This is a genomic window from Mesorhizobium sp. M1227 (genome assembly GCF_040318315.1).
In the GTDB taxonomy this organism is placed as follows: Bacteria; Pseudomonadota; Alphaproteobacteria; order Rhizobiales; family Rhizobiaceae; genus Mesorhizobium.
In genome coordinates this window covers 22,244-46,444 of the sequence record NZ_JAMYLZ010000016.1, presented here as the reverse complement: position 1 = coordinate 46,444, position 24,201 = coordinate 22,244, and the positions used below count along the sequence as shown (strand labels likewise).

At 61.6% G+C, this 24,201-nt stretch carries 22 protein-coding genes and 1 pseudogene; 10 read left to right on the top strand and 13 right to left on the bottom strand.

Going from position 1 to position 24,201, the window contains the following annotated elements; genetic code table 11:
* Positions 1 to 4: 4 nt before the first annotated feature.
* The 6 genes from NKH28_RS19335 to NKH28_RS19310 form a co-directional block, all read right to left on the bottom strand.
* Positions 5 to 1,792 (bottom strand): ABC transporter ATP-binding protein, encoded by a 1,788-nt coding sequence (locus tag NKH28_RS19335; RefSeq protein ID WP_352471929.1) that lies wholly within the window; start codon positions 1,790 to 1,792, stop codon positions 5 to 7.
* A gap of 237 nt (positions 1,793 to 2,029) precedes the next feature.
* Positions 2,030 to 2,656: a class I SAM-dependent methyltransferase gene (locus NKH28_RS19330; RefSeq protein WP_352815633.1), complete on the bottom strand. Its 627-nt coding sequence runs from the start codon at positions 2,654 to 2,656 to the stop codon at positions 2,030 to 2,032.
* Positions 2,657 to 3,036: 380 nt separating this feature from the next.
* A complete protein-coding gene (locus NKH28_RS34505; RefSeq protein ID WP_352977186.1) occupies positions 3,037 to 3,291 on the bottom strand; it encodes a DUF6894 family protein in 255 nt (84 codons plus the stop codon).
* Positions 3,292 to 3,506: 215 nt separating this feature from the next.
* Positions 3,507 to 3,731 carry a hypothetical protein gene (locus NKH28_RS19320; RefSeq protein WP_352502409.1) on the bottom strand — a complete coding sequence of 75 codons (225 nt, stop codon included), beginning with the start codon at positions 3,729 to 3,731 and terminating at the stop codon, positions 3,507 to 3,509.
* 260 nt (positions 3,732 to 3,991) lie between these two features.
* Complete coding sequence (locus tag NKH28_RS19315; RefSeq protein ID WP_352980058.1) at positions 3,992 to 4,303, bottom strand: hypothetical protein; 312 nt, start codon at positions 4,301 to 4,303, stop codon at positions 3,992 to 3,994.
* 239 nt (positions 4,304 to 4,542) lie between these two features.
* On the bottom strand, positions 4,543 to 5,088 hold the full coding sequence (locus tag NKH28_RS19310) for a hypothetical protein (protein WP_352980056.1): 546 nt from the start codon (positions 5,086 to 5,088) through the stop codon (positions 4,543 to 4,545).
* A gap of 289 nt (positions 5,089 to 5,377) precedes the next feature.
* Here NKH28_RS19310 and NKH28_RS19305 point away from each other — a divergent pair, with 289 nt between their 5' ends.
* Positions 5,378 to 6,433, top strand: a complete 1,056-nt coding sequence (locus NKH28_RS19305) for a methyltransferase family protein (RefSeq protein WP_352980054.1) — start codon at positions 5,378 to 5,380, stop codon at positions 6,431 to 6,433.
* Positions 6,434 to 6,466: 33 nt separating this feature from the next.
* Here the strand turns inward: NKH28_RS19305 and NKH28_RS34500 are convergent, their stop codons facing one another.
* Positions 6,467 to 7,039: a DUF982 domain-containing protein gene (locus tag NKH28_RS34500; RefSeq protein ID WP_502906642.1), complete on the bottom strand. Its 573-nt coding sequence runs from the start codon at positions 7,037 to 7,039 to the stop codon at positions 6,467 to 6,469.
* Here NKH28_RS34500 and NKH28_RS19295 point away from each other — a divergent pair.
* From NKH28_RS19295 to otsB, 4 genes are all read left to right on the top strand, one after another.
* On the top strand, positions 7,025 to 8,086 hold the full coding sequence (locus NKH28_RS19295; RefSeq protein WP_352980052.1) for a glycosyltransferase family 4 protein: 1,062 nt from the start codon (positions 7,025 to 7,027) through the stop codon (positions 8,084 to 8,086). The two genes, NKH28_RS34500 and NKH28_RS19295, sit on opposite strands and share 15 nt — an antisense overlap.
* Before the next feature lie 47 nt (positions 8,087 to 8,133).
* The gene (locus NKH28_RS19290) at positions 8,134 to 10,296 is read left to right on the top strand and encodes an amylo-alpha-1,6-glucosidase (protein WP_352540550.1); all 2,163 of its coding nucleotides are present in this window, start codon (positions 8,134 to 8,136) and stop codon (positions 10,294 to 10,296) included.
* A 179-nt stretch (positions 10,297 to 10,475) separates the two neighbouring features.
* A complete protein-coding gene (locus tag NKH28_RS19285) occupies positions 10,476 to 12,257 on the top strand; it encodes an alpha,alpha-trehalose-phosphate synthase (UDP-forming) (RefSeq protein WP_023674969.1) in 1,782 nt (593 codons plus the stop codon).
* Positions 12,254 to 13,015, top strand: a complete 762-nt coding sequence (gene otsB, locus NKH28_RS19280) for a trehalose-phosphatase (protein ID WP_031211298.1) — start codon at positions 12,254 to 12,256, stop codon at positions 13,013 to 13,015. Before NKH28_RS19285 ends, otsB begins: the two co-directional genes overlap by 4 nt.
* Before the next feature lie 17 nt (positions 13,016 to 13,032).
* Here otsB and NKH28_RS19275 read toward each other — a convergent pair.
* Positions 13,033 to 13,242, bottom strand: a pseudogene (locus NKH28_RS19275) (ABC transporter ATP-binding protein); the annotation flags it as partial.
* Between NKH28_RS19275 and NKH28_RS19270 the strand changes: the two are divergent.
* Positions 13,238 to 13,630, top strand: coding sequence for an MmcQ/YjbR family DNA-binding protein (locus tag NKH28_RS19270; RefSeq protein ID WP_352474256.1), 393 nt, complete (start codon positions 13,238 to 13,240; stop codon positions 13,628 to 13,630). The pseudogene NKH28_RS19275 and the gene NKH28_RS19270 overlap by 5 nt on opposite strands.
* A 193-nt stretch (positions 13,631 to 13,823) precedes the next feature.
* Positions 13,824 to 15,281 carry an NCS1 family nucleobase:cation symporter-1 gene (locus NKH28_RS19265; RefSeq protein ID WP_352474257.1) on the top strand — a complete coding sequence of 486 codons (1,458 nt, stop codon included), beginning with the start codon at positions 13,824 to 13,826 and terminating at the stop codon, positions 15,279 to 15,281.
* Positions 15,282 to 15,310: 29 nt separating this feature from the next.
* Here NKH28_RS19265 and NKH28_RS19260 read toward each other — a convergent pair whose 3' ends face one another.
* The 5 genes from NKH28_RS19260 to tpiA all read right to left on the bottom strand — a co-directional run bounded on the left by NKH28_RS19260 (position 15,311) and on the right by tpiA (position 20,341).
* Positions 15,311 to 15,850 (bottom strand): DUF1697 domain-containing protein, encoded by a 540-nt coding sequence (locus tag NKH28_RS19260; RefSeq protein WP_352474258.1) that lies wholly within the window; start codon positions 15,848 to 15,850, stop codon positions 15,311 to 15,313.
* Positions 15,851 to 15,860: 10 nt separating this feature from the next.
* On the bottom strand, positions 15,861 to 17,489 hold the full coding sequence (pyrG, locus tag NKH28_RS19255; RefSeq protein WP_352448839.1) for a CTP synthase: 1,629 nt from the start codon (positions 17,487 to 17,489) through the stop codon (positions 15,861 to 15,863).
* A gap of 147 nt (positions 17,490 to 17,636) precedes the next feature.
* The gene (locus NKH28_RS19250; RefSeq protein ID WP_352980050.1) at positions 17,637 to 18,758 is read right to left on the bottom strand and encodes a L,D-transpeptidase; all 1,122 of its coding nucleotides are present in this window, start codon (positions 18,756 to 18,758) and stop codon (positions 17,637 to 17,639) included.
* A 199-nt stretch (positions 18,759 to 18,957) separates the two neighbouring features.
* Positions 18,958 to 19,410, bottom strand: coding sequence for a preprotein translocase subunit SecG (gene secG, locus NKH28_RS19245; protein ID WP_352540554.1), 453 nt, complete (start codon positions 19,408 to 19,410; stop codon positions 18,958 to 18,960).
* Positions 19,411 to 19,573: 163 nt separating this feature from the next.
* A complete protein-coding gene (gene tpiA / locus NKH28_RS19240) occupies positions 19,574 to 20,341 on the bottom strand; it encodes a triose-phosphate isomerase (protein WP_352613710.1) in 768 nt (255 codons plus the stop codon).
* Positions 20,342 to 20,483: 142 nt separating this feature from the next.
* On the opposite strand from tpiA, the gene NKH28_RS19235 reads away from it, so the two are divergent.
* From NKH28_RS19235 to trpC, 3 genes are read left to right on the top strand one after another with little or no spacing between them, the layout of a single operon-like run.
* Complete coding sequence (locus NKH28_RS19235; protein ID WP_352772201.1) at positions 20,484 to 22,376, top strand: SurA N-terminal domain-containing protein; 1,893 nt, start codon at positions 20,484 to 20,486, stop codon at positions 22,374 to 22,376.
* Positions 22,373 to 23,383: an anthranilate phosphoribosyltransferase gene (trpD, locus tag NKH28_RS19230; RefSeq protein WP_352474265.1), complete on the top strand. Its 1,011-nt coding sequence runs from the start codon at positions 22,373 to 22,375 to the stop codon at positions 23,381 to 23,383. Before NKH28_RS19235 ends, trpD begins: the two co-directional genes overlap by 4 nt.
* Before the next feature lie 4 nt (positions 23,384 to 23,387).
* On the top strand, positions 23,388 to 24,200 hold the full coding sequence (trpC, locus tag NKH28_RS19225; RefSeq protein ID WP_352980048.1) for an indole-3-glycerol phosphate synthase TrpC: 813 nt from the start codon (positions 23,388 to 23,390) through the stop codon (positions 24,198 to 24,200).
* The last annotated feature ends 1 nt before the right edge of the window (position 24,201 follow it).

Here is a 24,201-nt window from a genome sequence, read left to right as displayed (position 1 = left end):
GCCTTCAGCGCAATACGCTCTGCCGCAGCTTTTTGCCGCTTTCGACCATCGGATCGGCCGTCTCCAGGTGGAATATCGAACGATATATCTCGCTGTGCTTGGAAAGCTGGTCATGCGTTCCAGCATCGACAAGCTGTCCGGCGTCAAACACGAGAATACGATCGGCCGCCTTGATTGTAGACAGCCTGTGCGCAATGCAGATCACTGTGCGCTGAAATGTGTTGTCGAAGGCTGCCTCCATGACTGCCCGTTCGTTTTCACCGTCAAGCGCCGATGTCGCTTCATCATAGACGATTACCGCAGCATTCTTGAGCAGGGCGCGTGCGATGGCAACGCGTTGTTTCTGCCCGCCGGACAGGTTGGTGCCGCTTGGCCCGACAAGCGTGTCGAGCCCGTTTTCGAGCGCCGAAGCAAAGCTGGTGACCCGGGCGAGGTTCGCAGCGGATTCGATTTCCTGATCCGTGGCATTCGGGCGGCCGTCGCGAATGTTGTCGCGGATCGAGCCTTCAAACAGGAAGACGTCCTGTGACACAAGTGCGATGTTATCGCGGACGTCGGCCAGGCTGATCTTCGAAATGTCCTTTCCGTCGATCAGGATCCTGCCCTTGTCCGGCTCCATCAGACGCAGGATCAGATTGACGATGGTGGTCTTGCCGGCGCCGGAGCGGCCGACGATCGCCAGCTTCTCACGAGGTCGGACATCGAAGGAAACACCCTCGAGCGCGGGGCTGTTGCCGTCATAGGAAAAGGCCACATCTTCAAAGCGGATACCACCATCGACGTCGGTCAGACGCTCGCCCGCGATCGCGAGTCGCCGCTGCTCGGGCGTGTCGATCAAATCATACATCTGCTCGACGGCGACCATTTGCTTCTGAATGTCGACATTGACCCGGGCCAACCGCTTGGCAGGCTCATAGGCAAGCAGGAACGCGGTAATGAAGGCCATGAATTCGCCGGGCGTCTTGCCGTTGCCGAGGGTCTGCCAGCTGGCGTACATAACGAAAAGCCCGATGATCACGCCGCCTCCGGTCTCCATCAACGGGCTCATCAATGCTGACGTCCGGTTGATCTGGATGCCACGTCTTTCCATCTTGCGGACGGCCTTTGCAAAGCTGGCGACGGCCTTGTCCTCGAGCTGGAAGGACTTGATGGTGCGGATGCCTTCGACGGCTTCCGTGCCGATCGACTGGACCTGCGCGGCCAATTCCGTCTCGCCCCTCGCCAGCGCCTTGAGCTTCCTGGTTATCGCGCCGACTGACAGGAACAGCATCGGCAGAACCGCCACGGATATCAGCGACATCACCGGGTCCTGCTTGACCATGACGCTGGCCAAGGCAATCAGGGTCAGCAGATCAGAGACGGCGCTGCTCGTGAGGGTGAGAATAACGGTCGCCCCGGCGCGCGCGTTGAACATGATTTTGGAGATGAATTTTGCCGGATGCTGGTTCGCGAAACGGCTGATGTCGAAACGCACCATTCGAGAAAATTGCCGGTTTTGCAGGTCCGAAACGATAGCCCGGCGAATCTTTCCCGTTGTGACGGTCTGGCAGTAGGCAGCTATGCCCTTGACCAGGAAAATGCCGATGATGACGACGCTGATACCCGATACAGCGGCAGCATCTCGCTCGACATAGATGGTGTTGATCATGACTTTCATGATCCAGGCCGTCGCGCCGACCGCGGCAGCAGCAGCGATCGAGCACAGCAAACCTGTCACATACAGCATCTTGTGCGGCGGCAGATTTTCGCCAATCAGACGCTTGATCAGCGGATATGCCGGGACCGTTGACACTCGTTTCTTTGCAATCATCTTGTCGCCGCCCGTTGCGATCCCGTCCGGTCTTCGTGTTGTCTTGAAGCACGAGACGGCTTCGATCACCTGTCTGTGGCTTCGTTCCCGACCGCAGTCAATGCCGAACCGGATCCTTGCACGTCATCGGCTTATGACTGTCGGTTCCTCGCATCCGAGCATAGCGGATCCCAGCCACGCGGCTCTTGCGCCATTCGCCGTCGGCCGCGCTATGCCCGGTCAGTGTTTCGCGAGGACCATGAGATGGCTTCCAAGAGGCGATGTGTGATTGCTTTTGATTGAAAAGCCCACATCCGAAAGCACCGCGATCATCTCCTTATCCTTGCCAGGAGGGACGCGGGCAACGATCGTTTGAGCACGCCCGGCGATATCGCACAGCACGCGTCGCGCCTTGTCCGCGCCGAGGCTCCACTGCATGTGATGGTAGACCGCCAGCAGCATGACGATGTCGTACTGCGGTTTGAGAACATTTTGCAGCTTCCGGCTGCCGAGATCGAGACAATCGAACTGGCTTTGGACCGGACAACCCAGGAAGATCATCCTGGCCGTCTCGATATGCGGCTTGAGAATGTCGATCCCATGGATCGAACTCGGTCCTAGCTTGGATATCTCATAGGCGACAATACCCATGTTGCAGCCAACATCGAGAATGGATTTCCCGGCGTAGTCGACCTCTGCTGAGAATAGGCCGTCCAGTCGGTCGTCCCACGTTCCCTTGAATCTCTTTTGCTTATTTGACCACCACAAATCATTGTTCTCCAAAAACGGCGCCGGATTGGTTTCCTTGACGGAGGGGGACTGTGCGCCCGGCCTAACTCGGTCCAGTTGCCGGCGCGCAAACGACACTGTCCTGAGCGTCCTGTAAACGCAACCGCGGGAGAAAGGAACTCCTGATCACAGCATCCTGCGAAGACGTTTCGGTAAGTTGACGAACACCCGGCCCGACAAATCGACATACTGGTTGGAAATGGCAACGTCGCTTGGCGCCCCCTACCCGTGCCTGCCCTCGAGTTCCTGAAACGCACGATAGCCCGGGCCGGCACACGCAGGGACATAAGTAATGCCCCGTAGGCAAGGCAAGCCATATTTGTTCTTGCTTTGTGCCGGCAGCTATGCTACTAATTTGGCTACGGTGCTGATTTGCACCAACGACCGTCTTGCCGCGACATGCGGTTTTTCAGCCAGGCTCGATCAAAGCTCGCCCGCATCGCGGGGCTTTTGGCCAATCACGGCCGAGTGCCGGCCTTTTCGGCAGCTTCCGAGAATGGAAATCGGAAAAGCAGCTTCCGGTTCTCGTCGCAGATTTCGAAGGAAAGACCTGTCAGGACCGGGCTGCCGCTGAGCAGGCCCTCGGCCAGGATTTCCTTGGCCGAGGCCATTGCGTTATCCTGAGCCGCGGACAAACCGTCCAACTCCTGACCCTCGAAATCTTCCGTCAAGCGGCCCTCATTGTTTCGGAAATGGAAAAAATATCTCGGCATGGCTGCTCCGGTCGATCGGTTTCTCTAATGCATGTCGCGCAAAACTGTGCAGCGGTTTTGCGGCAACGACATGCACAAAAACAGGCACTTACAGCGCATCGCATGAGGCCGATCGACGCGATGCGCTTTAGTGGCGAGCGCCTCAGGAACAGCGTCGGATTTGTGCACGACAGCACCGTGCGATTTTGGCGTTGGGATTCATGGCGTTTAGGCCTTCATGCGTCAGGTCGATCGAACAGCACCCCCAGCCCGTGTTCGAACGCACATGCCGCAATCATGTCGTCCAGGACTTTTCCGGAGGCCGGGCAATTCGGCATGACAGCCCTGATCGCGATCTCAGCCGCTGCGGTGGAAACCGCATCGTGGCGCCTCTTCCTGGTCTCCATGTATTGCTCGAGCAGAATTTTCAGGCGCCGCGCGGCAATCTCGTCAACGACCATTGTTCTCCCTCGATTCGGCACAATCCGTCTTCCGGGTCTGTCCTCCGGATGAAGGTCCGCTGCCATTGGGTAGCAGCGGACCACTCGGCTGGGTGAGCCAATGACCCGAGGCGGGGTGTCTCGGACCGCCACCACAATAGCTTCGGCAGGCCACTCGTTCCACAGACCGCTGTCGTTGGTAATTTTCGTACACTGAGCATTGCCGCAGACAGTCTGCGACGGTGGGATTTTTGCGTTATGCCCGTAGCCTGATAACCGGATCAGCTTCGGCTTCGATCGACATAGCTGTAGATGCCCGCGCCGATCGCGACCGCTCCTACAGTGATCAGAATCGATGGCACACCCATTAACGTGGCGATGATCCCCCAGACAATGGCGACGGCAATTGCGCCGGCCGTTCCCAGCACCAGTCTAAGCCGTTTCGACATTTTCCGTTTCCCCCAAAGTGCATCTTCCTTTTTCTGGTCGAAATACCGCAATGCGGCAGCATTGTCTGCGCTTTGTTCAACTTTTTCGCCGCCCCTGAGCCCGACCGCTGAGGCGTAAGCGATCCGTATGCGGCCTTGTTGCAAATACCCACTCGACAATCAGGAAGCTTGGGCGCGAGCCCGAGAAGCAAGGCGTCAGAAAGCGAGGTATCTATGCAAAGTTTTCGGAATTTACTCCGGTTCTCGATCATGGCCATGGCGGCCACGACAACCGCAATAGTGATCACCGGCCTTACCCCCGAGACAACCGAAGCGAATTTGATTTGCCCTAGGTTGGTCTGCAAGAAGGCGAGCAATGAACACAGTGCTTTCGGCACCAAATATCAGCGCAAATGCACCTGCGAAAATATAAACGAGGGCGCCAACAACCATCGCTCCCCACACAACCTCAACAACAGGCCCATCGGCGGCTCAAGCAGCAGCAGTGGTTCGAGCGGCACCAGCAGTTCGAGCGGCAGCAGCGGTTCGAGCGGCAGCAGCGGATCGAGCGGCACCAGCGGTTCCAGCGGCACCAGCGGTTCGAGTGGCACCAGCGGTTCGAGTGGCACCAGCAGTTCAAGCGGCACCAGCAGTTCAAGCGGCAGCAGCGGTTCGAGCGGCAGCAGCGGTTCCCGCGGCAGCAGAGGGTCAAGCGGCCGCAGCGGTTCGAGCGGCAGCAGCGGTTCCAGCGGCAGCAGCGGTGCGAGCGGTAGCAGCGGATCCAGCGGCAGCAGCGGTTCGAGTGGCACCAGCAGTTCAAGCGGCGGCAATGACGGAACAAGCAGCGGCGGCTCAAGCGGATCGAGCAGTAGCAGCGGATCCAGCGGCGGCAACGACGGGACAAGCAGCCGCGGATCCAACGGCAGCGGTGGAGTGTAGCGGCTGCTCAAGTGGCACCAGCGGCGGCGGGTGGGCACACTACGTGACCCGTGGCGGCCGCCGACGACGATCAACCCTCATGACAACGGGAGTAGCAGCTTGACGCTCCAACCGAAATCCGCGACCGCGCCCCTAACCGGCCTTGCAGGACTGTTTGGTCTTGCGCTGGCCGTCGGAGTGCTCGTCAACAGAAGCTGGCCTGTGCATTTGCAGGCCATGACTGTCATTGCAGCTACCGCGGCAGCGATGATCGCGGTCGACACGGCCTATTTCCAGACGTTCCGGAGGCGTTCGACGGGATTGCAGGCGAAGCCGATGCGAGCGCTTGAAGTCGAGCGCGTCGTGCGCAAGCTCATAGGCTTCATCGTCACGCTCACGACCATTGCCGCAGTCTACTGGATAGTGCCGGAATACCGGCGCGGGTTTTACGCCCCCTACTGGGCGGCGCTTTACGACACCTTGCCGGAGCTGCTCGTCGCCGCGCCGTTTTATGTTGCCTATGTCGACCGCCGGCAGACCGATCCGGAAGATTCATATGCCGAAATCGGTGCATTCGTCCTCAGCGGCGCCGTGCCGCAAAGGACCGAGCAGATACGCCAGCACGTGCGGGGCTGGATCGTCAAAGGCTTCTTCCTGCCGCTGATGTTCGTCTATCTGTGCTCCACACTGGGTTCGATCCTTGCCGGGCTGGAACAACCGTATCGATTCGACATCATGCGCTGGCACGCTTTTGCAATCGATCTCCTGTTCATGGTGGATGTTCTTGTCGCGGTCGTCGGCTACGTCTTCACGCTGCGCGTCCTCGACAATCATATCCGCACCGTCGAGCCCACCGTATTCGGCTGGCTGGTCTGTCTTGCCTGTTATGAACCCATCAACGCCGCCACCCGTGCCTACCTGAACTACGAAACGGGCGCCAACTGGACGGCGGTGATGCCCTCACCGGCGCTCCAGGTTTTCTGGGGATCGGCGATCCTCTTCTGCATCTTGATTTTTGTCTGGTCCACCGTGAGCTTTGGCCTGAGATTTTCCAATCTCACCAATCGCGGAATCATCACCTGCGGACCGTATCGCTGGATCAAGCATCCGGCCTATGTTTCGAAAAACCTCTCCTGGTGGCTGGTCTCCCTACCGTTCCTCACCGCCGCAGGACCCGCTGAAGCGCTGCGGCACTCCGCCATCCTGCTCGCGCTCAATGCCATCTACGCACTCCGCGCCATCACCGAGGAATGCCATCTGTCACGCGACCCCGATTACGTCGCCTATCGCGATTACATCAGCGAAAACGGCGCCGTTGCTCAGCTCAAACGACTGTTCGCGAAAGCGAGTCGGTCGCCGATCAGGCGCTCAGGCTGAATGCCCTTGCTCGGACCATCTGCGGCAGCTTGCCTATCGCCTCAAGGCATGATCGCGATGCCGATCCTCGCCGCTCATCGGCAACGGCCGATCGCCCTCGAGCAGGCGGGTGATCCGGGCGAAGCCGGCAAAAGCCTTTCTCGCTTCCTCGGCCGACATCCGGCCGGCCATGGCCGCAGCGCAGCAATTCACGGCGCACTGGTAAACCGGCCCGCGCCGCCCGGCCGGCCATTTTCGCAAGAATGCCATCGCTTCGGCAACGCTGTCGATCTCCTCCACGGACTGTCCCTGTCCGCGCAAAATCCGCACGGGCGAAAAGAATTGCAAGCGGTCCATCATTTCCTCCCCGTCGACCGGATGCGTGCGATCGAACCCCACTAAACTCGCGAACCCGACTTTGGTTCCCGGCAAAACATGGCTTGGCCTGAAAAATGTTTGCTGGACGAGACGAGCAGCGGTGGACGCGCCCGGCAGCTCCAATTGGGTGACATCTTGCCCCAATTGGGTGACATCTTGCCATTGTACGGGAACGTTAGGGCGGCTGATGCATTTCGATGCCACGAGCAGTCTTTTTGAGGGAAATGCCAAAACATGAGAATAGCCCATGTGGCGCCGCTCCATGAATCCGTGCCACCCCGGTTCTATGGAGGGACGGAGCGCATCGTCTCCTATCTGACCGAAGGATTGGTCGAGCTTGGCCATGACGTGACCCTGTTCGCCAGCGGCGATACCAAGACATCGGCGAAATTGGTGGCGTGTCGCGAGCGCGCGCTCCGTCTCGATCCGCGCCCGCACAAATCCGAAACCGCGGCGCATCTCTCGATGCTCGCCGAGGTGAGGAGCCGTGCGCAACAGTTCGACATCATCCATTTCCATCTCAGCCACTTCCTGCATTTTCCTTTCTTCGAACACATGCCCGACCGGACGGTGACGACACCGCATGGCAGGCTCGACTATGTCGACCTGGCCCCGGCCTACGAACATTTTCCGCGCTTTCCGATGATCTCGATTTCGCGTAGCCAGAGAACCGGGCTACCCAGGGCAAATTGGCTGGCGACCATCCATCACGGGCTACCGATCAATACGTATGAGCCGACTTTCGAGACGGAGGTGGACGAGCCGTATCTGGCCTTTCTGGGCCGGCTGTCGCGCGACAAGCGCCCGGACCGTGCCATTGAGATCGCCTTGCGCTCCGGGCTGAAACTGAAGCTTGCGGCAAAGATCGGCGACGACGACCGCCCTTTTTTCCACGACACGATCGAGCCGCTGATCGACGGCGACCGTGTCGACTATATCGGCGAGATCGAAGAGGACAGAAAAGCGGAATTCCTCGGCAAGGCGGCCGGCCTGCTGTTTCCGATCGATTGGCCGGAGCCGTTCGGTCTTGCCGCGATAGAGGCTATGGCCTGTGGCACGCCGGTAATCGCCTGGAAATGCGGTGCCCTGCCGGAGATCATCGACCACGGCGTGACCGGTTTCCTTGTCGATACGGTCGATGCCGCGGTCACCTCGATACCGGAATTGCTGCGCCTCGACAGGCGACAGGTGAGAGCCGTGTTCGAAAACCGTTTTTCTGCCACGAGAATGGCCCACGACTATGTGGCTGCCTATGCGCGCCTGATCGGTACTCCCGGTGAAGCGAGAGCGTCCTGATCGGCGTCATTGTGGACGTTGGAACGAAACGACAGAGCTTGTGACGTATGAATCAACTCGACGAGCGTAAGCTTGATCCCGCCGTAGCCCTTGCCTCCCTCGACGAGGTTGCGCCCCGGGAGCCGCACCGGCTGTTCGCCCTCAAGCAAGCCGACTGCTTCGCGGTGGCCGACGCCTATGGCGACATCCGCGGCGCCGGCGATGGCTTTTTCCGAGACGACACGCGTGTGCTTTCGGAATTCCGGCTGACGGTCGGTGGCCGGCAAATGTCGTTGCTCGGCGCCTCGCTCAGCCAGGATAATGTGCTTTTCACCTCGAACCTGACCAATCTGCCGATCCAGAGTGTCGGTGGTCGCGACATTCCGCAGGGCGCGATCCACATAGAACGCGTCAGGCTGCTTTGGCAGGACCGGCTGTTCGAGCGCATCACCCTTTCCAACTACAGCCAGGAATCGTCGGCCATTCGGGTTTCCTTGCATTTCGCAGCAGATTTCCGCGACATGTTCGAGGTGCGCGGTTCGACCCGGCTCAAGCGCGGAATAGCCCACGCCGCCGAGACCAGTCCGACATCCGTGGTGCTTCGATATGACGGGCTGGACCAGCTCGTGCGCCTGTCAGCGATCTCGTTCTCGCAGGCGCCGGACAATTTGACCGCCAGCCGCGCGGATTTCCTGGTTGCGGTGACGAAGCGCAGCAGCGAGGTCCTCTATATCGAGGTCGGCCCGGAAGTGGCGGAGACACCCGACCGCGACCGTTTTCGGGCTGCCGCCGCCCGCGCTCGCTTCGGCATGCGCGCCAAACGCCGCCACGGCGCGACGGTGCACAGTTCCGGCCGCGTCTTCAACGACTGGATCGAACGCGCGCGCGCGGACGTGGCGCTGCTGACCACCGAGCTTGCAACCGGACCTTACCCCTATGCCGGCATACCCTGGTTCTCGACGGCATTTGGCCGTGACGGGGTGATTTCCGCATTGCAGATGCTGTGGTTGAATCCTGGGCTGGCGCGCGGCGTACTCGCCTTTCTCGCCCAGCATCAGGCGACCGAAACGTCGCCGTTCAGCGATTCGCAGCCCGGCAAGATCATGCACGAGACCCGCAAGGGCGAGATGGCGGCACTGCGGGAGCTCCCGTTCGGCCGCTATTACGGCGGCGTCGATACCACGCCGCTCTATATTCATCTCGCTTGCGCCTATGCGGATCGTACCGGCGACATGGCGTTCGTCGACAGCCTGTGGCCATCGCTCTGTGCAGCGGCCGAATGGACGGAGGAGACAAGCCGCGCGACCGGCTTCGTTACCTACCAGCGCGGCGCCGAGACCGGCCTTGCCAACCAGGGCTGGAAGGACAGTTTCGATTCCGTCTTCCATGCCGATGGCCGCATGCCCAAGGGGCCGATCGCCCTGGTCGAGGTGCAAGGCTACGTCTTTGCCGCGTTCCGTGGGCTGGCGGCGCTCGCCCGCCGCCGCGGCGAGGACGACAAGGCCGATCATTGGGAGGAACGCGCCGAAACCATGCGCGCCGCGGTGGAACGCCATTTCTGGATGGACGATCTCAATTTCTATGCACTGGCGATCGATGGTGCAGGCGAGCTCTGCAAGGTACGGACGTCGAATGCCGGCCATCTTCTCTTTGTCGGGCTGCCCGAGCCGGAACGGGCGCAGATGGTCGCCGATCAGCTGCTCTCCGCGTCGTTCCACTCTGGTTGGGGCGTGAGGACGCTGGCCGACGATGCGATATTCTTCAATCCGATGTCCTACCACAATGGTTCGATCTGGCCGCACGACACCGCCATGTGCGGTGCAGGCCTGGCACGTTATGGCGTGCGCGACAGCGTGGTTCGGCTGATGAGCGGCACGTTCGAATCGGCTGTCCATTTCAACATGCGGCTGCCGGAACTGTTCTGCGGCTTTACCCGGTCGCCGGGCGAAGCGCCCATCGCCTATCCCGTCGCGTGCCTGCCGCAAGCCTGGTCAGCGGGATCGGCCTTCATGCTGATGCAGGCCTGCCTTGGGCTCGAAATCGACGGCTGGAACAGCGAAATCCGGGTCACCCGCCCAAGGCTGCCGATCGGCATCGACACGCTGACATTGCGGCATCTGGGTGTCGGCTCGACAGTGGTCGACCTCACATTCCAGCGTGTCGGCGACCGGGTCGTCGCCTTTCTTGCCGACCGGTATGAGGGGATGGTGCCGCTCATCGTGCGCACTTGATGCCGCCGCGCTCCGGCGCATCGAAAATGACGCGCGCGTTGCAATCGTCCGGAACCGATAGCCTCTTTGTGCGTTGCAAAAATGGGCGGGATGGGGACGCTGTCGTTGTCATACGGCGGCGAACCAGAAAACAAATAAAAAAAACGGCTATCGGCCGGCCGGAGGCGAGATCACATTCCATGTCAGATTATACTGTAAACCTGCTCTGGGTTTTGCTGATTGCAAGTTTTGGCTTTTCCGCTTTTGCCATTCTCCTGTCGATATCCCGCCAGCGCCGCGGTCGCGCAACGGCCGCCGCATACACGCCGAGCGAGGATGTCGCCTCGGAAGCGGCACGCAAGGTGCTGCGCGAGTTCGAAAAGAACGGCCAGTCCGCCGATGCGGCACTGGTCACGTGGTCGCCCGACACGTTGCGCAAGATCCTGGCCGACGACCTGCCGGACGCACAGGTCATCGTGGTGTCCAACCGCGAACCCTACATCCACAACATCAAGGACGACGGGGTCCAACTTTTGGTGCCGGCCAGCGGCCTGGTTTCGGCACTCGAGCCCATCACCCGCGCCTGTGCCGGCACCTGGATCGCCTATGGCGGCGGCACGGCAGACCGTCTCACCGTCGACAAGGACGACCGGGTGCAGGTGCCGCCAGGCAATCCGTCCTACACGCTGCGCAGGGTCTGGCTGACGGAGGAGGAATATCAGGGCTACTATCTGGGCTTCGCTAATGAGGGCCTATGGCCGCTTTGCCATATCGCCTTCACCCGCCCCGTGTTTCGCGCCTCGGACTGGGACGCCTACGAGGCCGTCAACCGCAAATTCGCCGATACGGTGGTTGCCGAAGCCCGCAACGAACGGCCGATCGTGCTGGTGCAGGACTATCATTTCGCGCTGCTACCGCGCATGATCCGCCAGCGCCTGCCGGACGCGATAGTCATCACCTTCTGGCATATCCCGTGGCCTAATTCGGAAGTATTCAGCATCTGTCCGTGGCGTGAGCGGATCCTGGAAGGACTGCTCGGCAGTTCGATCATCGGCTTTCATACCCAATTCCATGCCAACAACTTCACCGAAAGTGTCGACCGCTTTCTGGAGAGCCGGATCGAACGGGCAGACGCGGCAATCTCCTATGGTGGGCAGACCACATTGGTCCACGCCTATCCCATTTCCATAGAATGGCCGGCCCAATTGCTGGCAAAACTGCCGTCTGTGGAGGAGTGCCGCGCCAGCGTGCGCGACAGATTCGGCCTGTCTGCGGATACCAAACTATGCGTTGGCGTCGAGCGCCTCGACTACACGAAAGGCATTCTCGATCGCTTCCATGCCTTGGACGAATTGTTCACGAGATATCCCGAATGGATAGGCAAGGTGGTTTTCCTGCAGATCGCCGCGCCGAGCCGGGGGACATTGCCCGCCTACCAGCAACTCCACGACGAATGCCGCCGCTGTGCCGAGGAGCTCAACCGGCGCTATGGCAGCGAGACATACAGCCCTATCCTGATGGTCGCCGAACATCATCGGCAGGAGCAGGTCTACGAGGTCTATCGTGCCGCCGACATCTGTATGGTCACCAGTCTGCATGACGGCATGAACCTTGTCGCCAAGGAATTCGTCGCAGCGCGCGACGACGAACAGGGCGTGCTTTTGCTCAGCACCTTCGCCGGTGCCTCGCGCGAATTGCTGGAAGCACTGATCGTCAACCCCTACGATGCGGCCATGATGAGCGAGGCGCTGTTGCAGGCGCTGACGATGACGCCGGAAGAGCAGCGCGAACGTTTGCGGCCGATGCGCGAGATGGTCCGCGACAACAATGTCTACCGCTGGGCCGGCAGCATGCTGCTGGACGCCGCGCGCCTGCGCAAACGCGGCGATCTCGACAGGGTGACCGGAACCGGCGAGCGCCCGCCATCGAACACCAACAACGTCATCTCGATGTTCGAGCGGGCTCGGAAGGCAGCGTCGTGAAAAGCTTTGAACAACCACCGGCGTTGAACCTGTCGGAAGGGCAATGGGCGCTCTTCCTCGACATCGACGGAACCCTGCTGGAACACGCTGCCCATCCCGACGCGGTGTTCGTCGGCGAGGAATTGCGCAATCTGCTCGAACGCATCGAGCGGCGGCTGGATGGTGCGGTCGCCTTCATCACCGGCCGATCGATTCCCGCCGTGGACAAGCTGTTCCACCCGCTGAAGCTGCGGATTGCCGGACTGTATGGGCTGGAGCACCGGCTGACGCCGAGCGGTCCGATCGATGCCGCCGACGCGCCGGCCGACATCGCCGCCCTTGCGGACGAGATCGAGGCCGAACTGGGCAGCGGCAAGGTCTATGTCGAGCGCAAGGGGCCGGTCCTTGCCGTTCATACAAGAGCAGCACCGCAACTGCTTGCACCCGCAATCCAGCTCGTCGAACAGGCATTGGCCCGGCTTCCGAAGGGTTATCGGGTGCTTCCGGGAAACGCCGGCGTCGAGCTCATGCCTTTGGAAGCCGTCAAAGGTGCTGCCATCCGGCGTTTCATGGACATTCCGCCCTTTGTTGGCCGGCGGCCGATATTCCTCGGAGACGATACATCGGACGAACACGGTTTCGAGGCGATCAATGAAATTGGCGGCATCTCCATCCGCGTGAAGCCGAACGGACCGACGGCCGCAACCTATGTCCTCGACGACGTGACGGGCGCAATAGCCTGGCTCGAGGCCAGTTTCGAGACGTCGGCGGTGGCCTGATCGCGCCGTGGCCCGGTTCAGCTGATCTTCCCGTCCACTATGTGAATGCGGCGATCCATGCGTGCGGCCATGTCGAGGTCATGCGTGACTGCCACGACCGTCTTGCCGCGTTCGCGCACCAGATTCTGCAGGATTGTGAACACCTGCTCCGAGCTCTTGCTGTCGAGGCTCCCCGTCGGCTCGTCTGCCAGGATAGCCACCGACAGCGATGGAGGAGAGTTGATGAGTAGGAAATCGCGCGCTTCGACCGATGCCGTTCTCAAGGAACTACGCGCCTTCGGCCTCACCTATCCAGGCGCCGAGACAAAGAGTCCGTGGCCTGGTCACGACGATCTCGCGGTGAAAGGCAAGACCTTTGCTTATTTGAGCCTTGAAGGCGAACCGTTCAGCATCTCCCTCAAACTCCCCTACAGCGGCGACGAGGCGAGAAAGCTCCACTATGCGTCGCCGACGGAGTACGGCCTTGGCAAGAGCGGATGGGTGACGTTCGAACCAGCACCGGACGAACTGCCACCGATGGGACAACTGAAGTCATGGCTCGATGAGAGTTATCGCGCACAAGCGCCCAAAAAGCTTGCCGCCCTGATCACGCACAAGGTGGACTCTGGAGCTTAGGTCGAGCGATTGGTGTCACCCCACGAATCGCCGGCGCTAGAAGCTCAACGACGCCACGCCGATAAGCGCGTTTCTCATTGAATGACTTTAAGCCCAAAGCCGGCAAATCGTCTGCTTGCCGGTTCCCCTGCGTCAGGCTTAACCTGCGTGCCATGCGTGGAGGCGCGTGCGGTTGCAAGGGGAGGACATAGCAATGACAATACAAGGCGCATCACCGGACCTGTACAATGAGGATCTCGCTCCGGCGAAGGTTCGAAACTGGGGACCGTTCTCGATCTTCAACGTCTGGACGTCGGACGTCCACAGCCTGTGGGGCTACTATCTCGCTGCCAGCCTGTTCCTGTTCTGCGGCGGCTTCGTCAACTTCATCATCGCCATCGGTATCGGTTCGCTGATCATCTATGCGTTGATGAACATGGTCGGCTATGCCGGCGTGAAGACCGGGGTGCCCTACCCGGTCCTGGCGCGTGCCTCCTTCGGCATCTGGGGCGCCAACATACCGGCGCTGGTGCGCGCCATCGTCGCCTGCTTCTGGTACGGCGCGCAGACGGCGGCCGCCTCCGGGGCGATCGTAGCCCTGCTGATCCGCTCGCAATGGTTCGCCGACTTCAACCAGAGCACACATTTCCTCGGCCATTCCGGGCTCGAGGTGATCTGCTTCGCCGTCATCTGGGCGCTGCAACTCCTGATCATCCAGAAAGGCATGGAAACGGTGCGCCGCTTCCAGGATTGGGCCGGACCGGCGGTGTGGGTGATGATGCTGATCCTGGCGATCTATCTTTGCATCAAGGCAGGCACCTTCGCTTTCACCAGCGACATCCCGATGGATGTGCTGCTGGAAAAGACAAAGGACGCGGGCGTGCCGGGCACGCCGGGCTCCTGGACCTCGCTGTTTGCGGTGGCCGCGATCTGGGTGACCTATTTCTCCGCGCTCTATCTCAACTTCTGCGATTTCGCGCGCTACGCCCCCGACAAGGCATCGCTGCGCAAGGGCAACATCTGGGGCCTGCCGGTCAATCTTATCCTGTTCTCGCTGGTCGCCGGCGTTACGACGATCGCCGCCTTCGACGTCTATGGCGAGGTGCTGCTGCATCCCGACCAGATTTCGGCGAAATTCGACAGCTGGTTCCTGGCGGCGCTCGCAGCCCTGACCTTTGCGGTGGCGACGCTCGGCATCAATGTGGTGGCGAACTTCGTGTCGCCGGCCTTCGACTTCTCCAATGTCTTTCCACGCCAGATCGACTTCAAGAAGGGCGGCTACATCGCGGCGCTGATCGCGCTGGTGCTCTATCCATTCGCGCCCTGGGAAGGCAGTGCCGCCTCCTTCGTCAACATCATTGGCGCAACGATGGGGCCGATCTTCGGCGTGATGATGGTCGACTACTATCTGATCCGGAAGGGCGAGGTCGACGTCGAGGCGCTCTACAGGGAGAATGGCGAATTCCGCTTTCAGGGCGGCTGGCATGTCAATGCCTTCATCGCCGCCGGTATCGGCGCGGTCTTCTCCTCGATCCTGCCCAACTTCACCAGCCTGCTGCCGTCATGGTGGGGCGTCTATGGCTGGTTCTTCGGCGTGGCAATTGCCGGCGTCATCTACTACGTGCTGCGCACCATGGCACTCGGTGCCGGAGCCAGGATAGCCAAGGCCTGAGCGATTTGGGGCGGCGCGAGCCGCCCCGTTTATTCTGCGACCATCTCGGCCAGGCGGCGCACCGTATTCCAGTTGCGCGAGGTGCCGATGCCGAGACGTTTGTGACTGACCGCCGCAAGCAGCCGCGAACTCGGCGTCTCGCGGGAAAAGACGATCCAGATGTCGCCGCCGACAATCCGCAGCTTCTCGTCCTTGCCGGCATACGCCTCAAGCGCCGCGGCGGTCTCGGCGGGAACGGGCGCCCGCATCACGCGCACCGCCACCTGGTCCGCGGCCTCAGCCGATTCGGCTGGGAACGGATTGCTGGCCGCCATCCTCAGCCAGCCGTCGGCGCGGCGCACGATGATGTCGACGTGGCGGCCGAAAGTCTTTGCGAACGTCACCTCCAGCCGCTGCTCCAACGCCGCAAGTTCTGTTTCTTGCGCCTCGAAAACCAGATTGCCGGTCGCCACCAGCGTGCGCGGGTTATTCAGACCCAGGCCTTCGGCCATCGCCTTCAGATCGGACATGACGACCCGCCGCCCCTCGCCCAGGACAATGCTGTAGAGCAGCGCGACGTAAGTTTGCATGGGCGGCTAGTTAGACCAGCCGCGACTGCTCTACCGCCGCCTCGATGAAGCTGGCAAACAGCGGGTGCGGATCGAGCGGCCGGCTTTTCAACTCGGGATGGTACTGCACGCCGATGAACCAGGGGTGGTCGGGATATTCGACCGTTTCCGGCAGCACGCCGTCCGGCGACATGCCGGCAAACACCAGGCCGCAATCCTCGAGCCGCTCCTTGTAGTCGACATTGACCTCGTAGCGGTGGCGATGGCGTTCGGAAATCTGCGTATCGCCATAGATCTCGGCGATCTTCGATCCCTTGGCAAGGTCGGCCTGGTAGGCACCGAGCCGCATGGTACCACCAAGGTCGCCGGTTTCCCTGCGCTTTTCCAGCATGTTGCCCTTCAGCCATTCGGTCATCAAGCCGACAACCGGCTCCTCGGTTGGACCGAACTCGGTCGATGATGCGTGCTCGACGCCGGCCAGCGAACGCGCCGCCTCGATGCAAGCCATCTGCATGCCGAAGCAGATGCCGAAATACGGCACCTTGCGCTCGCGCGCGAACTTCGCCGCCAGGATCTTGCCCTCCGAGCCGCGCTCGCCAAAACCGCCGGGGACGAGAATGCCATGGACCTTCTCCAGCCACGGCGCCGGGTCTTCCTTCTCGAATATCTCGCTTTCGATCCAGTCGAGCTTGACCTTGACCCGGTTGGCGAGGCCGCCATGCGACAGCGCCTCGATCAGCGATTTGTAGGCGTCCTTGAGGCCGGTATATTTGCCGACGACGGCAATGGTCACTTCGCCTTCCGGATTGTGGATGCGGTTGGACACCGCTTGCCACCGTTCCATGCGCGGCTTCGGCGCCGGATCGATGCCGAAGGCCGCCAGCACTTCCGAATCCAGCCCTTCATTGTGATAGGCCATCGGCACGTCGTAGATATGCGGGACGTCGAGCGCCTGGATGACGGCGCTTTCGCGGACATTGCAGAACAGCGACAGCTTTCTGCGCTCTTCCTTGGGGATCGGCCGGTCGGCGCGGACCAGCAGTATGTCGGGTGCAATGCCGATGCCGCGCAACTCCTTGACCGAATGCTGCGTCGGCTTGGTCTTCAGTTCGCCTGCCGTCGGAATGTAAGGCATCAAGGTCAGGTGGACGTAGACGGCGTTGTTGCGCGGCAGGTCGTTGCCGAGTTGGCGGATCGCCTCCAGGAACGGCATCGCTTCGATGTCGCCGACGGTGCCGCCGATCTCGCACAGCACGAAATCGTAGTCGTCATTGCCGTTGAGGACGAAATTCTTGATCTCGTCGGTGACGTGCGGAATGACCTGCACGGTAGCGCCGAGATAGTCGCCGCGCCGCTCGCGCTCGATGATGTTCTTATAGATGCGGCCGGTGGTGATGTTGTCCTGCTGGTTGGCCGAGCGGCCGGTGAAGCGCTCATAATGGCCAAGATCGAGATCGGTCTCGGCCCCGTCATCGGTCACGAAGACTTCGCCGTGCTGATAGGGCGACATCGTGCCGGGATCGACATTGAGATAGGGATCGAGCTTTTTGATGCGTGCGCGATAGCCCCGCGCCTGCAAGAGAGCCCCAAGGGCCGCTGCAGCAATGCCTTTTCCAAGTGAGGAAACCACGCCGCCTGTGATGAATACATATCGCGCCATGGGAGTCATCGCTTAACGCGGCCGAATTGATTCCGCCAGAGAAAAAACCGCCGCGAAGGCTTTTTCCCAAGAAGGCGCTCTGGTCGTTGGCGTATCAAAACAAAAGGGCCGGCGAGGCCGGCCCTTTTGGCACGATCTGTCAAAGCGTCAGATGATGACGACTTTGGTGCCTACTTTCACCCGGCGGTAAAGGTCCATGATGTGCTCGTTGATCATACGGAAGCAGCCATTGGAGGCGCTGGTTCCGATTGACTGCGGCGCGATGGTGCCGTGAATGCGCAGGTGGGTATCTTTCTTGCCGTCGTAAAGATAGATGGCGCGTGCACCGAGCGGATTGTCGCCGCCGCCGGGCATGCCGTCCTTGTACTGGCCATAGTGCTTGGGTTCGCGCTTTTGCATATCCAGCGTCGGAATCCAGCGCGGCCATTCCTGCTTGTCGCCGACGGCAACCGTACCCTTGAACTGCAGGCCTTCCCGGCCGACCGCGATGGCATAACGGCGGGCGGTTGACGATGATTCGACGAGGTAGAGACGACGGGCGCTGGTATCGATGACGATGGTGCCGGGGTTGTAGCCGGTGAATTCGACCTCCTGCGGCACGAATTCCGGCTTGACCTTGAACTGCCGCTTGGCCTGCTTCCTTTCGAGCGCGGCGTCGAGCGCGCGTGTTTCCGGAAGCAGCGACATCGACGAAGAGGATGTGCCGCCGAACAGTCCCGCGAACAGCCCGACGCTCTGCGGCTTCTGCCCGACCGGTTCGCTGCGCAACTCGCCATTGTTGCCGGTCAGCGCAACGTTCATGGCCTCGGCCGGGATCGGCTCGGCCGACTGGATCGGCGCAATGGGCGTAATCGGTTCGATGATGTTGACGGTCTTCTTCTTGGCCGGCGTGGCGTCAGCCACCTTGGCCGTTGCGAGCGGCTGGCTCTTCTTGGCAAGGAACGCCTGGCGTTCCGCATCGGCTTTGGCTTTCGCCGCCTCGCGCATCGCCAGCTTCCTGGCTTCGAGTGCCTTGGCGCGAGCGGCGTCCTTGTCGGCTGCGATCTTGGCTTCGATCTTGCGGATCTGCGCAAGGTCGTCCGGCGTCGGATCTTTCTTCTTCTTGAGAAGCTTCAATTGCGCTGCATCGCTTTTGGCAGCGACCTTGACGACGTCGGTTGTTGTTGCGGCTTTGTGGGCCGAGTTTGCCGTCGGCATGGCCGCGAAAGCGGGCGCACCTAGGCTGAGCACGGCACAAAGGCCGGCAAAAATGAAGCTGCGAAGCTGCATGGGGAAGATCCGATCGTTCAATGCTTGTTGCCCACGGCGTCGCCCGGCGCCCCCCAAGGACGCCGAGAATGCCGCGTGCAACGTATAATCGATTAGCCGGAAGCGCCTCAAGCGTGAGGCGCAGTCGAATCTTCATGATCGTGCGGCATTTGCCGCGACTGTGTTCAAACGACAACAGATCGCGGCATAAGTTGCCCTATTACTGGTTGGGGACCTGCGGCGTGGCCGGCGCGGCGGCGCCGTTTGTCGCTGGCGGCGTCGCCGGAGCGGTTGCCGGCGGCGTCGTTGCCGCGCCATTGCCGGACGGCGGGGTCGGCGCCGTGGTGCCTGAAGGCGGCGTCGGCGTCGTGGTTCCAGGCAATTGGTTGAGTACGCCCTTGCCTGCTCCGTCCGAGGTCGCCGGCACGCGATCGAGAATGTCGATCGGCTTCTCGCCATAGCGCGCAACGATCGACAGTGTCAGCGAGGTGACGAAGAAAGCGGCAGCCAGGATCGCCGTCGCCCGCGTCAGCGCATTGGCGGCGCCACGCGCGGTCATGAAGCCCGATCCGCCGCCGATGCCGAGGCCGCCGCCTTCGGAGCGCTGCAGCAGCACCACGCCGACAAGCGCGAGCACGACCATGAGGTGGACGACGATCAGTACGGTTTCCATAATTTACCCTGGCAAGGCCTTGTGCGGCCGCTGATTTGGAGGCGGCTCAATACAATGCTTTGACGGCATTTCCAAGCCCGTGGCCGGAATATGGGAAGCAATGCGTCCTTTGCAACGATTTCGACGTCGGCCGTCCGCTCAAATGCAGCAACCAGCCCTTGTATCAAGCGATGTTTCGATAGGCTTCCGCGATGCCGAGGAAGTCCGCCGCCTTTAGGCTGGCGCCGCCGACCAGCGCGCCATCGACATTCCTGACGCCGAGCAACTCGATGGCGTTGGACGGCTTGACCGAGCCGCCGTAGAGAATGCGCATCTTGGCCGCCGTATTGCCGAGCTTCCGTGCCAGTTCTTCGCGGATATGCGCATGTGCCTCGGCGACGTCGGCGGCGGTCGGGGTCAAGCCGGTCCCAATCGCCCATATTGGCTCATAGGCAATGACGGTGTTGGAAGCCGTGGCGTTTGGCGGGACCGAGCCAGCGACCTGGCGCGACAGCACGTCGAGCGTGGCTCCTGCTTCTCGTTCGGCTCTTGTCTCACCAATGCAGATGATGGCCACCAGCCCGGCGCGCCATGCGGCGGAGGCCTTAGCCTGGACCAAGGCATCGTCCTCCTTGCGATCGGCGCGGCATTCGGAATGGCCGACGATGACATGGCTGGCACCTGCATCCTTCAGCATCTCGGCCGAAATGCAGCCGGTATAGGCGCCGCTTTCCTCGGTGTGGCAATCCTCTCCGCCGGCCCGCACCGGCGTGCGCGACAGAATCTCGGCGGCGTGCGCAAGCAAGGTCGCCGGCACGCAGACCACCGCTTCGGTCTCGGCGTCTAGCCCACTCATGAAGCCGTTGCCGATCATCCTGAGCTCGTTGAGCGAGGCGCTGGTGCCGTTCATTTTCCAATTGCCTGCGACGAGCGGGCGGATTCCAGTGGTCATGGGATTTGTTTCTCCGGGCAATTTCCAGCTGGCCCTCACTATCAAAATCAGGCCACAAAGCAATCGACAGTGGGCAGGAAGGGCGCTATTGCGCTTGTTTCAGACTCGGCGCATGCGAAATGCGCAAAAATCGGAAGTACTCATGCTTGGTATGTTGAGAAGCGCGGCGGGGACCTGGGTCGCGAAACTGCTGCTGTCATTGTTGGTGTTGAGCTTCGCCATCTGGGGCATCTCGGGGCGGCTGATGGGCGGTCTTGCCGGCCATGACGCCGTGATTACGGCCGGAGGCACCAAGGTCTCGATCAACGAATACCGCCTCGCCTACGATCGCCAGCTCAGCGTCATGTCGCAGCAATTCGGCCAGCGCATCAGCCGTGAGCAAGCGACGGCGCTCGGCATCGACAACCAGGTGCTGGCGCAACTCGTGTCGGGTGCCGTCCTCGACGAGCAGGCCCGCAAGCTCGGCCTCGGCCTGTCCAAGGACCGGCTCGCCGAACTGACGCGTGAAGACCCGGCGTTCAAAGGGCCTGCCGGAACCTTCGACAGGAGAACCTTCGAGTACCTGCTTCGGCAGGTCGGCATGCGGCCGGAAGACTATTTGAAGAACCGCGCCCAGGTCGCGGTCCGCCAGCAGATCGTCGAGGCGGTTTCGGACGGCCTCAAGGCCCCGGATACATTCTTCAAGGCGGTCGCGCTCTATCGCGGCGAAGATCGCACCATCGACTACCTGACCTTGCCGAAATCGCTGGTCGAACCGATAGAAGCGCCGTCCGACAGCGCGCTTTCGGCCTATTTCGAGGAAAACAAGAAAACCTACGCCGCTCCCGAATACCGTAAGTTCTCCTATGTCAGGCTCGAACCGGAGGACATCATGGATTTGAGCGCGGTGACCGACCAACAGGTCAGCGACGACTACAATAAGAACAAGGCGCGCTACACCACGCCGGAGATGCGCACCATCGAGCAGCTTGTGTTCAAGACACCTGATGCCGCAAAGGCGACGCTCGATTCGCTCAGGACCGGCGCGACCTTCGACAAGATCGTCGCTGCCGAAGGCAAGACGCCGGCAGACACGCTGCTCGGCACGCTGGCCAAGGACAAGATCGCCGACAAGGCGGTCGCCGATGCTGCCTTCAAACTGAACGTCAATGAGGTCAGCCCGGTCGTACAGGGCGCCTTTGGTCCCGTTCTGCTGCGCGTCACCGAGATCAAGCCCGAAGTGGTGAAGCCGCTGGCCGAAGTGTCCGAGCAGATCCGCAAGGACCTGGCACTGGGCGAGGCAAGCCGCATCTTGCTGGACGTGCACGACAATTACGAGGATACGCGCGCCTCGGGCAGTTCGCTCGCCGAGGCAGCCGCCAAATTGAAGCTGAAGGTCGTCACCATCGATGCCATCGACCGCACCGGCCAACGGCCGGATGGAAGTATCGTCAAAGACCTGCCGGAATCGCCGGCACTCATCAAGGCGGTGTTCGAATCCGAACCCGGAACCGACAATGAAGGCCTCACCACCGCCGATAACGGCTTCGTCTTCTACGACGTGAGCGCGATCACGCCTGCCCGCGACCGCACATTGGACGAAGTCCGCCAGAAGGTCGTGGCCGACTGGACCGCGGCGGAGACCACCAAACGGCTCACCGCAAAAGCACAGGAGCTCGAGAAGCGTCTCAAGGCTGGCGTCACGCTCGAGGTGATCGCCGGTGAGCTCAAGCTCGAAAAGCAGACCAAGCGCGGCGTCAAGCGCGATGCGGACGACGTCGATTTCGGCAAGGAAGGCGCCGCCGCGATGTTCGGCGTCGGCGAAGGCGGCACCGGGTTGATCCCCTCACCTACGGGCGACGGACAGATCCTGTTCAAGGTTGCCGAGGTGTTCGAGCCTGCCGGGGCCGATGCCAGCTCAGTGCCCCAGGACGCACAGAAGTCCTTCACCTCCGGCATGTCCGACGACCTGCTCGACCAGTTGGTGGCGCAGTTGCAGACGCAATATGACGTCCGCATCGATCAGGCGGCCGTAACCCAAGCCCTGGCCAGATGAGCGCGCTGAAGATCCACATCGCCAAGGTCGCCGCCGGCAGCGCTCTTTCCTTCGAGGAGGCGCGCGAGGCCTTTGACATCATCATGTCCGGCGATGCTACCCCCGGCCAGATCGGCGGCTTCCTGATGGCATTGCGCGTGCGCGGTGAGACCGTCAGCGAGATCGCCGGCGCCGTCGCCACCATGCGCGCCAAGATGCTGCGTGTCGAAGCTCCCGAGGGTGCCATCGACATTGTCGGCACCGGCGGCGACAATTCGCACAGCGTCAACATTTCGACCGCATCCGCTTTCGTCATCGCCGGCAGCGGCGTGCCCGTCGCCAAGCACGGCAATCGCGGGCTGTCCTCGCTGACCGGCGCCGCCGATGTGCTGATCGCATTGGGCGTCAAGATCGACATCCCTCCGGAGACGATCGGCCGCTGCATCCACGAGGCCGGCGTTGGCTTCATGTTCGCGCCGGCGCATCACCCGGCGATGAAGCATGTCGGCCCGACCCGGGTCGAGCTCGGAACCCGCACCATCTTCAACCTGCTGGGCCCGCTTTCCAATCCGGCGAGTGTCAGACGGCAGATGGTCGGCGTGTTCCTGCCCGAATGGATCATGCCGGTGGCAGAAACGTTGAAGGAACTTGGTGCCGACCATGCCTGGATCGTCCATGGCGACGGCTATGACGAGATCACCACCACCGGCGAGACACTTGTCGCCGAATTGGCCGGCGGCGAGATCCGCAGCTTTACGCTGACCCCGGAAGCCGTCGGACTGAAGCGGCACACCAAGGACGAGTTGCGCGGCGGCGACGCCGCCCACAACGCCCAGGCACTGCGCGACATGCTGGGCGGCGCCGCCGGCGCCTTTCGCGATACGGTGCTGATGAATGCCGGCGCCGGGCTGGTGGTGGCCGGCACAGCGACGACCCTCGCCGACGGCATGGTAACGGCGGCGCAGGCCATCGACAGCGGCCGCGCGCTGAAAGTGCTCGACAGGCTGATCGAGATTTCGAACGGTTAAAACCATGTCCGACATCCTGCGCAAGATCGAGGCTTACAAGCGCGACGAGATCGCGGCGGCCAAGGCGCGCGTGTCATTGGCCGAGATCAAGGCACGGGCGACGGATGCCGACGCGCCGCGCGGCTTTCTTTCCGCCCTTGAAGCAAAGCGCAAATCCGGCAGGTTCGCGCTGATTGCCGAAATCAAGAAGGCTAGCCCATCCAAAGGCCTGATCCGCGCCGATTTCGATCCGCCGGCGCTGGCCAGGGCCTATGCGAAGGGCGGTGCCGCCTGCCTTTCGGTGCTGACCGACGCACCCTCCTTCCAAGGCGCGCCCGAATTCCTCACCACTGCGCGCGCTGCCGTCGAGCTGCCTGCCCTGCGCAAGGATTTCCTGTTCGACCCCTATCAGGTCTACGAGGCCAGGGCATGGGGCGCCGATGCCATCCTGATCATCATGGCCAGCGTCGACGACGCGTTGGCAAGAGAACTCGAAGCGACAGCGTTCGGGCTCGGCATGGACGCGCTGGTCGAAGTGCATGACGAGGCTGAAATGGAACGCGCGCTGCAGCTGTCGTCGCGACTGATCGGTATCAACAACCGCAATCTCCGGACCTTCGAAACCAGCCTGCAGACCTCGGAGCGGCTGGCAGCGATGGTGCCGGCCGACCGCCATCTGGTCAGCGAGAGCGGTATCTTTTCGCACGACGATTGCCGCCGGCTGGAGCAGAGCGGAATTGCGACTTTCCTGGTCGGCGAGAGCCTGATGCGCCAGCAGGACGTGGCCGCGGCAACGCGCCTGCTGTTGACGGGCAAGGCGCCGGCAGAGGCCGTTTGAG